This is a genomic window from Paraburkholderia sp. WC7.3g (genome assembly GCF_050436345.1).
Lineage (GTDB): Bacteria > Pseudomonadota > Gammaproteobacteria > Burkholderiales > Burkholderiaceae > Paraburkholderia > Paraburkholderia podalyriae.
Genome location: NZ_JBNDMA010000002.1, coordinates 1,191,138 through 1,202,386, shown reverse-complemented (window position 1 = coordinate 1,202,386; position 11,249 = coordinate 1,191,138). Strand labels below are relative to the sequence as shown.

The 11,249-nt window shown below is 64.4% G+C and carries 11 protein-coding genes; 1 reads left to right on the top strand and 10 read right to left on the bottom strand.

Annotation, left to right across the window (positions count from 1 at the left end):
* Nucleotides 1-40: 40 nt before the first annotated feature.
* The 8 genes from OKW43_RS17060 to OKW43_RS17025 form a co-directional block, all read right to left on the bottom strand.
* Nucleotides 41-817, bottom strand: a complete 777-nt coding sequence (locus tag OKW43_RS17060; RefSeq protein ID WP_429448617.1) for an ABC transporter ATP-binding protein — start codon at nt 815-817, stop codon at nt 41-43.
* Between the two features lie 4 nt (nt 818-821).
* On the bottom strand, nt 822-1,640 hold the full coding sequence (locus tag OKW43_RS17055) for an ABC transporter permease (protein ID WP_429448615.1): 819 nt from the start codon (nt 1,638-1,640) through the stop codon (nt 822-824).
* A gap of 1 nt (nt 1,641) precedes the next feature.
* On the bottom strand, nt 1,642-3,057 hold the full coding sequence (locus OKW43_RS17050; protein WP_429448613.1) for a mannose-1-phosphate guanylyltransferase/mannose-6-phosphate isomerase: 1,416 nt from the start codon (nt 3,055-3,057) through the stop codon (nt 1,642-1,644).
* Nucleotides 3,058-3,282: 225 nt separating this feature from the next.
* On the bottom strand, nt 3,283-4,209 hold the full coding sequence (rfbD, locus tag OKW43_RS17045; protein WP_429448611.1) for a dTDP-4-dehydrorhamnose reductase: 927 nt from the start codon (nt 4,207-4,209) through the stop codon (nt 3,283-3,285).
* 9 nt (nt 4,210-4,218) lie between these two features.
* Nucleotides 4,219-4,770 carry a dTDP-4-dehydrorhamnose 3,5-epimerase gene (gene rfbC / locus OKW43_RS17040; RefSeq protein ID WP_187637337.1) on the bottom strand — a complete coding sequence of 184 codons (552 nt, stop codon included), beginning with the start codon at nt 4,768-4,770 and terminating at the stop codon, nt 4,219-4,221.
* Entirely contained in the window at nt 4,755-5,648 is an 894-nt protein-coding gene (rfbA, locus tag OKW43_RS17035) for a glucose-1-phosphate thymidylyltransferase RfbA (protein WP_187637336.1), read from the bottom strand. Before rfbA ends, rfbC begins: the two co-directional genes overlap by 16 nt.
* A 10-nt stretch (nt 5,649-5,658) precedes the next feature.
* Nucleotides 5,659-6,720, bottom strand: a complete 1,062-nt coding sequence (rfbB, locus tag OKW43_RS17030) for a dTDP-glucose 4,6-dehydratase (RefSeq protein WP_187637335.1) — start codon at nt 6,718-6,720, stop codon at nt 5,659-5,661.
* A 296-nt stretch (nt 6,721-7,016) separates the two neighbouring features.
* Nucleotides 7,017-7,928 carry a GDP-mannose 4,6-dehydratase gene (locus OKW43_RS17025; protein ID WP_429448608.1) on the bottom strand — a complete coding sequence of 304 codons (912 nt, stop codon included), beginning with the start codon at nt 7,926-7,928 and terminating at the stop codon, nt 7,017-7,019.
* A 232-nt stretch (nt 7,929-8,160) separates the two neighbouring features.
* Here OKW43_RS17025 and OKW43_RS17020 point away from each other — a divergent pair, with 232 nt between their 5' ends.
* Nucleotides 8,161-9,033 carry a symmetrical bis(5'-nucleosyl)-tetraphosphatase gene (locus tag OKW43_RS17020; protein ID WP_429448606.1) on the top strand — a complete coding sequence of 291 codons (873 nt, stop codon included), beginning with the start codon at nt 8,161-8,163 and terminating at the stop codon, nt 9,031-9,033.
* A gap of 33 nt (nt 9,034-9,066) precedes the next feature.
* Here OKW43_RS17020 and OKW43_RS17015 read toward each other — a convergent pair whose 3' ends face one another.
* Entirely contained in the window at nt 9,067-9,903 is an 837-nt protein-coding gene (locus OKW43_RS17015; RefSeq protein ID WP_429448604.1) for a lysophospholipid acyltransferase family protein, read from the bottom strand.
* 38 nt (nt 9,904-9,941) lie between these two features.
* Nucleotides 9,942-11,222, bottom strand: coding sequence for a dihydroorotase (locus OKW43_RS17010; RefSeq protein ID WP_187637331.1), 1,281 nt, complete (start codon nt 11,220-11,222; stop codon nt 9,942-9,944).
* Between the last annotated feature and the right edge of the window lie 27 nt (nt 11,223-11,249).

The following is an 11,249-nucleotide window of genomic DNA, read 5'->3' as shown; positions in this document are numbered from 1 at the left end:
GGACTGGCGCGGGCGCCGCGCCGGCCGCGCGCCCGCGTGCTCAGTGCGGCAACTGCGCGGCGTGGCTGATGAGCGGCTCGTCGGTTTTTTCCGGCGGCAGCACGGGTTCGTCGGCGACCATCTTGCCGTGCTCCATCGAGATCTTGCGGTTGCACACGCGCGCGACCAGCGACGGATCGTGCGACGCCACCACCAGCAGCGCCGCCTTGCCGACGAGACCTTCCAGACGCTCGGCCGCCTTCACGCTGAACTCGGCGTCGCCGACGCTCAGCCATTCGTCCATGATCAGGATGTCGGCTTCGACGCTCGTCGAGATCGCGAACGCGAGGCGCAGCATCATCCCGCTCGAATAGGTGCGTACCGGCAGATTCAGGTAGTCGCCCAGTTCGCTGAAGTCGGCGATCTCGTCGATCTTGCTGCGGATGCGCGCGGGCTTCAGCCCATCGAGAATGCCGCGCAGATAGATGTTCTCGAAGCCGGTTGCGTCGGGGTCGAGGCCCATCGACACGTCGAGCAGCGAGGCGACCTTGCCCTGCACCTTCAGCTCACCTCGCACCGGCGCATAGACGCCCGACAGCGTGCGCAACAGCGTCGTCTTGCCCGAGCCGTTGTGGCCGATCAGGCCGATGCGCTCGCCTTCGCCGAAGGTGAAGCTCAGGTCGTCGATCGCGCGGACGATCGCATGGCGACCCGCGTCCTGGCCGATCCGGCCGCCCGTCGTCAGATTGAGCACCGCCTTTTTCAGCGAGCGATGCGAGTTCTCGTAAATCGGAAATTCGACGGAGATGTTACGAGCGACAATCGATGAAGAACTCACAATATCAAAGCCAGTAAGGAACGCGATTACGGAAACGCTTCATCAGGAACTGCGCGAACGCAAAACCGACGATCAGGAGACCAATCGACCACGCCCACGAGTCCCAGTAGGTCGGGCGGCCGGTGAGCGGCGCGCGCACCGTTTCGATCAGGTGATACAGCGGGTTGTAATCGGCGACCCACGCGCGGTCCTTCAGGATTTCCGGCGACCACATGACCGGCGTGAAGAAGAACACGACCTGGATCAGGTTCGTGACGATCGGCGGAATGTCGCGAAAGCGTGCGCACAGCACGCCGAGCGTGACGCCGAGCCACACGCCGTGCATCAGCAGGATCACGAGCGCGAACGGCACCAGCACGATTTCCCAGCCCGGCCAGTGACCGAACACGATCAGCAGCACGACCACGACCGGCAGGCTATGCAGCAGGATCACGAAGTTGCGCCACGCGATGCGGCAAACGTGGACCGTCAGTGGCAGCCTGATCTGCTTGATCAGATACGCCGAGCCGATGAAGGCCATGCAGCCTTCGTTGGCGACCGACGCCAGATACGCCCACACGACGAGACCCACCGCGAGATACGGCAGGTAGTCGGAGAGTTCCTGGTGCAGCAGCGTCGAATACAACGCGCCGAGCACGACCACCATGATGATCGTGCTCAGCGTGAACCAGAACGGCCCGAGCACCGAGCGGCGATAACGCTGCCGGATGTCGTGCCAGCCGAGCGTGCCCCAGACCCGCACCGCCTTCATGCCGACCAGCAGATCGTCGTGCTCGTTGTGACGTGTCAGGTCTTCCGAGTCGTTGGTGAAACTGATATCCATCTCAAGTACGTCCGTAAATGTCTTCGAAGCGAACGATATCGTCTTCGCCCAGATATTCGCCGCTTTGCACTTCGATCATCACGAGCTCGACGACGCCCGGATTTTCGAGGCGATGTTTGTGACCCGCCGGGATGTAGGTCGATTCGTTGGTCGACACGAAGAATTCCTTCTCGCCGTTGACGACCTTCGCCATGCCACTCACCACGACCCAATGCTCGTTGCGGTGATGATGCATCTGCAGGCTCAGGCTCGCGCCCGGCTTCACCTCGATGCGCTTGATCTTGAAGCGCGGCCCCTCTTCGAGCACCGAGTAGGTGCCCCACGGCCGGTGCACGGTGCGATGCACCTTGTATGTCTCGTGCCCGCGCGACTTCAGTTCCGCGAAAATCTGCTTCACATCCTGCGCGCGGTCCCGGTGCGCGACGAGCAGCGCGTCGGGCGTATCGATCACGATCAGGTCATCGACGCCGATCGCGCCGATCAGGCGCCCGCCGCTGCGCAGATACGAGTTCTTCACGTCGACCAGCAGCGCCTCGCCTTCGACGCGGTTGCCGCTCGCATCGGCCGGCGACAGGTCGGACAGCGCGGTCCACGACCCGACGTCGGTCCAGCCGAGGTCGCAGCACACGACCGCCGCGTGCTCGCACTTCTCCATCACCGCGTAGTCGAACGACAGCTCCGGCACCGCGCCGAAGCAGCCCGGATCGAGACGCACCTGCGCGCCGCTCTTGCCTTCGGCGGACGGCGACTTGTCCATGCATTCGGCCGCGGCATCGAGAATGTCCGGACAGTGCTCGCGCATCTCCTTCAGGATCGTGCCCGCGGTGAAGCAGAACATGCCCGAGTTCCACACGAACTTGCCCGACGCCAGATACTCGCGGGCCTTCTCCAGCGACGGCTTCTCGACGAAGCGCACGACCCGCTCGCCATCGGCTTCGATATAGCCGTAGCCGGTTTCGGGCGTGTCCGGATGCATGCCGAAGGTCACCACCTTGCCGGCCTGCGCCAGCGTCTGCGCACGCGCGACCGCTGCGGCGAAGGCGGTTTGATCGGCGATCAGATGATCGGCGGCGAGCACCAGCATCACCGTGTCTTCGCCATGCACCTTCGCGATATGCAAGGCCGCCGTGGCGACCGCCGCGGCCGTGTTGCGGCCGAACGGTTCCAGAATGAACGAGATCGCGATGTGCTTGCCGTTCACCTCGCGGAAATCGTCTTCGGTCTTGAAAAACAGCTCACGGTTCGTTACCGTGAGCACTTCCTTCACGTCGGGCAACGCGACCGCGCGCAGGAAGGCTTTCTGCAGTAGGCTTTCGCCGTCCGCGAGACGGATGAACGGCTTCGGGTGGGATTCGCGCGAAACCGGCCACAGCCGCGATCCCGCTCCGCCGCACAGAATGATCGGTAACAAACTCACAGCTCCCTCTCGATACCGTATTTATTACGTGGCCATATTGGCTTGCGCACGGTTGACGCACACGTTTGCAATCTTCTGCGCATAGACCGTCGAATCCGCGCCCAGCGCGCCCTTCAGTCGAGCAACATTCTACCGCTGCCCCCTTTCATCATTGTCAGGGAACGATCGTCCGATTGTGTTTCGTTTGCCACAGCGGCGCTCGCGCCCCCGCGTCGAATCCGCGAATCAGGCGCGCACCGCCGGCGACTTCGGAAAACCGTCCGTCAGACACAGCTTCAGCGCGTCGCGCCAATGCGGCGCGGCGAGCCCGAACACGCGCGCCAGCTTGTCGTTCGACATTCTGGAATTGGCTGGGCGCTTCGCGGGCGTCGGGTAATCCGCGGCGGGAATCGGCAGCGTGGTCGGCTTGTTCGGCAAATCCGCGAGTTCGAAGATCGCCGACGCGAAGCCGTGCCACGACGTCGAGTCGCCCGCGCACAGGTGATAGACGCCCGAGCGCTCGCTCCACCACTTCGCGCCGTCTTCGGCGGCGAAGGACTGGGCGCACAGATGCGCGCTCAGCGTCGCGATCGTGTTGCACCAGGTGGGCGCGCCGAACTGGTCGGCCACCACCTTCAACTCGGGACGATCGGCGCCGAGCCGCAGCATCGTCAGCAGAAAGTTCTTGCCGCGCGTGCCGTACACCCAGCTCGTGCGCAACACCAGGTGGTTCGCGCCGCTCGCGGCGATTGCCTGCTCGCCCGCGAGCTTGCTGCGGCCGTAGACGTTCTGCGGATCGGTCGGATCGTCTTCGACGTACGCGCCTTCCTTCGTGCCGTTGAACACGTAGTCGGTCGAATAGTGGATCAGCGCGGCGCCGAGCTTTTTCGCTTCCTCGGCGAGCACGCCAGGTGCTTCGCCGTTGATCCGCATCGCGAGATCGCGCTCTTCTTCGGCCTTGTCAACCGCGGTATAAGCGGCCGGATTGACGATCAGCGCGGGACGCACGTCGCGCACCACCGAGCGAATCTGATCGAGGTTCGATAGGTCGAGCCGCGAGCGGTCGACCGCGACCACGTTGCCGAGCCCTTGCAGCGTGCGCGCGAGCTCATAACCGACCTGGCCATTTACACCGGTAACGAGAATCGTCCGTTTCGCTTCACGTGCGCTCATGCGATCCCCTTATGCGTAGACTTCGGCGTCGGCGAGACGCTTGCCCGCCGCATCCTTGGCCGCGAGCAACGGCTCGAAGTCGATCGGCCATTCGATACCGATCGCCGGATCGTTCCACGCGATGCTGCGCTCGTGCTCGGGAAACCAATAATCCGTGGTCTTGTAGAGGAACTGCGCGGATTCCGACAGCACGACGAAGCCGTGCGCGAAACCGGGCGGCACCCACAGTTGCCGATGGTTCTCGACCGACAGCGTCACGCCGACCCACTTGCCGAAGTTCGGCGAGCGCTTGCGGATGTCGACGGCGACGTCGAACACTTCACCCTCGACCACGCGCACGAGTTTGCCCTGCGCGTGCTGGATCTGATAGTGCAGACCGCGCAGCACGCCTCTCGCCGAACGCGAGTGATTGTCTTGCACGAACTCGACGCCCGCCTCGACCTTCTCGGCGAATTCGAGCGCGTTGAAGCTTTCGAAGAAGAAGCCGCGCGCATCGCCGAACACCTTCGGCTCGATGATCTTGACTTCGGGCAGCGCGGTAGCGGTTACCTGGATGGCCATGCGACGTGATCCGTGAGAATGTTTTGCAGGTATTGCCCGTAGGCATTCTTCGCGAGCGGCTTGGCGAGCGCGAGCAGCTGCTCGCCGTCGATCCACTGACGCCGGTACGCGATCTCTTCCGGACACGCGACCACCAGACCCTGGCGCTTTTGCAGCGTCGCGATGAAGGTCGCGGCTTCGATCAGCGAATCGTGCGTGCCGGTGTCGAGCCACGCATAACCGCGGCCCATGATCTCGACGTTCAGCGCCGCGTTCGCGAGGTAGCGCGAGTTCACGTCGGTGATTTCGAGCTCGCCGCGCGGCGACGGCTTGATGTCGGCGGCGATGTCGCAGACCTGCTTGTCGTAGAAGTACAGACCGGTGACCGCGTAGTTCGAACGCGGCTTCGCGGGCTTTTCCTCGATCGACAACGCGCGGAACTGCTGGTCGAATTCGACCACGCCGTAGCGCTCCGGGTCCTGCACGTGATAGGCAAACACGGTCGCGCCGTCGGTTTGATCGTCGGCGCGCTCGAGTTGCTTCGCGAGATCGTGGCCGTAGAAAATATTGTCGCCGAGAATCAACGCCGACGGATCGTTGTTCACGAACTTGCGGCCGATGATGAACGCCTGCGCGAGCCCATCCGGCGACGGCTGCACCGCGTACTGGATGTTCATGCCCCACTGGCTGCCGTCGCCGAGCATCGCCTCGAAGCGCGGTGTGTCCTGCGGCGTGGAGATGATCAGCACGTCGCGAATACCCGCCACCATCAGCGTGGACAGCGGGTAGTAGATCATCGGCTTGTCGTACACCGGCAGCAGCTGCTTGGAGACGACGTGCGTGATCGGATACAGGCGGGTGCCCGAACCACCCGCGAGAATAATGCCTTTGCGCGCCATTGCCGTGCCTTTACGCGCGCTGCGCGTAGTTGGTCTCGACCCACTTCCGGTATTCGCCCGAAGCGACTTCGTCGACCCATTGATGGTTGTCGAGATACCACTGGACCGTTTTGGCGAGGCCCGTCTCGAACGTTTCCGCCGGCTTCCAGCCGAGTTCGCGCTCGAGCTTGCGGGCGTCGATTGCGTAACGGCGATCGTGACCCGGACGATCCGTCACATAGGTGATCTGGTCGCGATACGAGCCGGCCGCCTTCGGACGTTGCTGGTCGAGCAGGTCGCACAGCGTGTGCACGACCTCGAGATTCTTCTTCTCGTTCCAGCCGCCGACGTTGTACGTCTCGCCCGGCGTGCCGCGCGCGAGCACTTCACGGATCGCGCTGCAATGGTCGCCGACGTACAGCCAGTCGCGTACGTTCTGCCCATCGCCATACACCGGCAGCGGCTTGCCGCCGAGCGCATTGGCGATCATCAGCGGGATCAGCTTCTCGGGGAACTGGTACGGGCCATAGTTGTTCGAGCAATTGGTGGTCAGCACCGGCAGGCCGTACGTGTGATGATAGGCGCGCACGAGGTGATCCGAGCCGGCCTTGGTCGCCGAATAGGGGCTATTCGGCGCGTACGGCGTGGTTTCGGAGAATTGCGGATCGGTAGCGGACAGCGAGCCGAACACTTCGTCGGTCGACACGTGCAGGAAGCGGAACGCGGCGCGCTCCGCTTCGCCCAGCGTGTTCCAGTAGCTGCGCGTCGCTTCGAGCAGCGTGAAGGTGCCGACCACGTTGGTTTGCACGAAATCGGCCGGACCGTGAATCGAGCGATCCACATGGCTCTCGGCCGCGAAATGCAGCACGGCGCGCGGCTTGTGTTCGGCCAATAGCGCGTCGAGCGCGGCGCGATCGCAAATGTCGACGCGCGCGAAAATGTGTTTGGAATTGCCCTGTAGCGACTTCAGCGTGCCCAGGTTGCCCGCGTAGGTCAGCTTGTCTACGTTGAGCACCGCTTCATCCGACGCATTCAGCCAGTCGAGCACGAAATTGGCGCCGATAAAGCCGGCACCGCCCGTTACCAGGATCATGTAATTCCCTTGTCGATGTTAGTGACAGGCAGCCAAGAGCTTGCAGCCTGCCTCACCCCGCATGGTGGTGTCCGTTTCTGTAGCCGCCTGTCGTGCCCGCCCGGAGCGTGGACACTCAAACGCCAATTTTAGGAAGCCCCAATTATAAAGCCGCCCAGTGCAAAAACTAGAACCCTAACAACTTGAAACAGCTTGACAGAATTCGTTGCCGTTATCCCATCAAATGCGATTTTTCGGTGCGGTTACGCGCATTTTGATGCTTTTCATGATGCGCGCCGCGTCGTGTGCGACGGGGCTCAGGCCGCGAGCATCCAGCGCAGCGTATCGATGAACGGAATCGATTCGACCGCCGGCACCAGCGCGCGCAATCTGGCGGGCGAGCCGGCGAGCATCCTGACGTCCGTTTGCCGGACAAAGGCAGGATTGACCTGGACTTCGATGTCGTGACCGGTGAGTTCACTCGCGGTCGTGAGGATTTGACGCAACGAATACGGTGTGCCGGTGCAGACGTTGACGATTTCGGCGGCGACGTCGGCGTCGAGCAGCGCCTCGTACGCGCTCGCCACATAACGCACGTCCGAGAAGTCGCGCGCGATGTCGATATTGCCGAGTTCGATCGACGCCGCGCGCCGCGCGAAGTGGCTGACGATCTTCGGCACGAGGAAGTTGACGGCCTGGCCGCGGCCAGTGTAGTTGAACGGCCGCACGATCAGGATCGGCAGGCGGTCGAACCATGTGCGCACCAGCGCTTCCATGGCCGCCTTGCTGGCCGCGTAGTGATTGACCGGCGTGAGCGGGAAGCTCTCGTCGATCGCGGCGCTGCTGACGTTGCCGTACACGTTCGCGCTGCTCGCGATCAGCAGCTTGCGCGGCACATGGCCGATCGCTGCGCAGGCTTCGATCAGATTCTGCGTGCCGACCACGTTGACGCGATAGAAGTCGAGCGGATCGTTGTGACCCACGAAGCTGATTGCGGCCAGATGCACAATGTAATCGGGACGCACGGTATCGAGCACGCGCCGGCATGCATCCGGCGACGTGATGTCGAGTTTGACGCGTGTCGGCGTATCGGGCTCGTCGCGCCCGGACACCGCTTCGATCACGGTATGGCCGCGCCCGTTCAGCTTCTCGACCAGATAGCGGCCGGTAAAACCGCTCGCACCGGTGACGAGCGTGCGAAATGATTGCTTCACCGCGGGAGACGACATGCTGGCTTCGTTCACGAGAGAGTCATCCTGTTGTTGTATTGGAATAGCGCGCGCGGTCGATGCGTGGGTGCCGCCTTGCCGAGTCGCGGCGGCGTTCCAGCCGCGTCCCGGGACGGGACCGCGCGATATCCGAACCCCAAACGGGCTATTATGTCACGCTAGCTTGCTGGGCTGCCCAGCGTGGCACGCGTCGTGCAACACCGCGCGTACCGAATCGTTTTTGATTTCCTCGATGACACCCTTCAACGCTTCCAGCCCGTCCGCTCCGCTCGTCCCTCTTGCTTTCGGCGATCTGCAAGGCTGCCGCGGACCGTTTCAGCAACTGCTCGCCAAAGCCGCGCCGCCGGACGGCACGCCGCTGTGGTTCGCCGGCGATCTGATCAACCGCGGCCCCGATTCGCTCGACACATTGCGCGACGTGATCGCGCTCGGCGAACGCGCGGTGCCGGTGCTCGGCAATCACGATCTGCATCTGCTGTCGGTGTCGGCGGGGATTCGCAAGTCGAAGAAAGGCGACACCATCGAAGACATTCTCGCCGCGCCCGACGCCGCCGACCTGATCGAGTGGATACGCCACCGGCCGCTCGCGCATTTCGACAACGGCATGCTGATGGTGCATGCAGGCGTGCTGCCGCAATGGGATGCGACGCTGACGCTCGAACTCGCCGACGAGTTGCAACGCGCGCTGCGCGCGCCGAGCTGGAAAGAGACGCTTGCCGGCTTGTACGGCAACGAGCCGAATCGCTGGACGCCGGGCCTGAAGGGTATCGAGCGTCTTCGTGTCACGTGCAGCGCGTTGACGCGCATGCGCTTTTGCAACGCCGATGGCGTGATGGATTTCAGCAGCAGCGGCACGCTCGCCTGCACGCCGAGCGGCTGCATGCCGTGGTTCGACGTGCCGTCGCGCAAGACCGCCGACGTGACCGTCGTGTTCGGTCATTGGGCCGCGCTCGGCCTGGTGTTGCGCGACAACCTGATCGGCCTCGACTCGGGTTGCGTGTGGGGAGCGAAGCTGTCGGCGGTACGGCTCGCGCGAGATCCGGCCGAGCGGACGTTGACGCAGGTCGATTGCGGTTCGTGCGGCGTGCAGCGCGGCGCAAATTAAACGGAAAACGGCGCTGCGCGGCAGCGCCGCTGCTCAGGCCGAGCGGCGCGGCTGATCGACGGGCTCGATCAACGTTTCCGGCGACGCAGCAGCCGCAACCTCGCCCTCTTCCGCGACCGTCCCCGCCACCGCGTTGCCAGCCTGCATCTCCCGCAGCGCGCCCGCCACCACGTGCTGCGCTCGCGCCGCGAGCGCACGCCGGTCCGCGTCCGGCGCGAGCGGTGCGCCGACATACACGTGGGCGGTCAGCGGAGCGCCGCGCAACAGCATGTCGAGCGAATCGGACAACGACAGATCGTCGATATACGCCGGTGCCGTCGACTGCCGGCCCTGCGCGTCCTCGTACATGATGCACAGCGGCTGCACCGGCACGCCAGCCGACACCGCGGCCTGGAACATGTTCGCGTGAAACGGCAGCAACGCGAGGCCATTCGACGTCGTGCCTTCGGGGAACACGCACATCAGCTCGCCCGCGCTGAGCCGAGCGGCGAGTTCGTGCATGATCCGCTTCGCGTCGCTGCGCTTGTCGCGCTGAATGAACACGGTGTCGAGCTGCTGCGCGAGCCAGCCGACCACCGGCCATTGACGGATCTCCGCCTTCGACACGAACGGCGTAGGCCGCCACGCATTGATCACGTAGATGTCGATCCACGAGATGTGATTGGCGACGACGAGCGCGCCACGATCGAGCCGCACCGCGTCGTTATGCACGACGAGGCGCATGCCGCACAGACGCAGCATCTTCAGCGACCACGCGCGGTTGAGCGCGTGACGCCGCTCGGCGCTCGCGTTCGGAAAGCGCGTCGCGACGGTCCACATGCCGTGCAGCAGATGCGTGATCAGACGGACCTTGCGTAACGCGAGCTTCATGGCCGGAGCTTTCCTTGACTAGACCGAAACGATACCGTTCAGCGCTGTTCGTACGCGAGCTGACCGGACACCACGGTCGCGCGCACCCGCGCCGGCAGCTCGTAGCCGAGGAACGGCGTGTTGTGCCCCTGGCTTTTCAGCGCACGCGGCTCGACGCGCCAGTGAGCGTGACGGTCGAACACACAGAGGTCGGCCACCGCGCCGGGCGCGATGCGGCCAGCCGCTTCGAGGCCGAGCACCTGCGCCGGCGCCGCCGTGATGCGATTGAGCGCGCTCGCGAGCGGCACGCCCGCTTCGTCGGCCCACTTCACCGTCAGCGACAGGAACAGCTCGAGGCCGGTTGCGCCCGGCGTCGCTTCGGCGAACGGCAGCAGTTTTTCGTCGTCGTCGACCGGCGTGTGCGCCGAGCAGATCGCGTCGATCGTGCCGTCGACGAGGCCCGCGCGGATCGCTTCGCGGTCGCGTTGCTGACGCAGCGGCGGATCGAGCCGGAACTGCGCGTCGAAATAACCGATGTCGAGGTCGATCAGATGCACGTGGTTTACGGTGACGTCGCACGACACCGGCAGCCCCTCGCCCTTCGCCTCGCGCATGAGCGCGACGCCCGCCGCCGACGACACATGCGAAACGTGCACGCGCGCGCCGGTCACGCGCACGAGTTCGAAGATCGTATGCAGCGCGATCGTTTCGGCCGCCACCGGCACGCCCGACAGCCCGAGCCGCGACGCCAGCGCGCCGCTCGCGGCGACGCCGCCCTTGCTGAGGTACGCATCGACGGGACGCAGCCAGACAGTGAAGCCATAAGTCTTCGCGTATTGCAGCGCGCGCATCAACACCTGGGTGTCGACGATCGGCGTATCGGCCTGCGAAAAGCCGACACAGCCCGCCTCGGTCAGCTGGACCATCTCGGTGATGACCTGCCCTTTGAGACCGACCGTCAGCGCGCCGAGCGGATGCACGTGCGCCTTGTTCAGGTTGCGCGCGCGGAACTTCAGCATCTCGACGAGGCCCGGTTCGTCGAGCATCGGATCGGTGTCCGGCGGACACACGAGACTCGTCACGCCGCCCGCGAGCGCCGCGGCCATTTCGGAGCCGAGCGTCGCCTTGTGCTCGTAGCCCGGTTCGCGCAAACGCGCGCATAGATCGACGAGACCCGGCGCGATAAAGAGGCCGCGTGCGTCGATCGTGCGCTCGGCCTGAAAGCCGGCCGGCGCGTTGCCGAGGGCGGCGATCTTGCCCGCCTCGATAAAGACGTCCTGCTGCTGTTCGGTGCCCGCTGCCGGATCGATCAGCGTGCCGCCTTGAATATGAATCTTCATGCGCTGCCTTTGTTAAACCTGCGGTTC

What these genes read in the sequence shown, in the direction of transcription:
- rfbD (WP_429448611.1), bottom strand. Translation starts at nt 4,209, where the DNA reads ATGAGCGCACGTGAAGCGAAACGGACGATTCTCGTTACCGGTGTAAAT.
- rfbB (WP_187637335.1), bottom strand. Translation starts at nt 6,720, where the DNA reads ATGATCCTGGTAACGGGCGGTGCCGGCTTTATCGGCGCCAATTTCGTG.
- rfbA (WP_187637336.1), bottom strand. Translation starts at nt 5,648, where the DNA reads ATGGCGCGCAAAGGCATTATTCTCGCGGGTGGTTCGGGCACCCGCCTG.
- rfbC (WP_187637337.1), bottom strand. Translation starts at nt 4,770, where the DNA reads ATGGCCATCCAGGTAACCGCTACCGCGCTGCCCGAAGTCAAGATCATC.
- OKW43_RS17015 (WP_429448604.1), bottom strand. Translation starts at nt 9,903, where the DNA reads ATGAAGCTCGCGTTACGCAAGGTCCGTCTGATCACGCATCTGCTGCAC.
- OKW43_RS17020 (WP_429448606.1), top strand. Translation starts at nt 8,161, where the DNA reads ATGACACCCTTCAACGCTTCCAGCCCGTCCGCTCCGCTCGTCCCTCTT.
- OKW43_RS17025 (WP_429448608.1), bottom strand. Translation starts at nt 7,928, where the DNA reads ATGTCGTCTCCCGCGGTGAAGCAATCATTTCGCACGCTCGTCACCGGT.
- OKW43_RS17055 (WP_429448615.1), bottom strand. Translation starts at nt 1,640, where the DNA reads ATGGATATCAGTTTCACCAACGACTCGGAAGACCTGACACGTCACAAC.
- OKW43_RS17010 (WP_187637331.1), bottom strand. Translation starts at nt 11,222, where the DNA reads ATGAAGATTCATATTCAAGGCGGCACGCTGATCGATCCGGCAGCGGGC.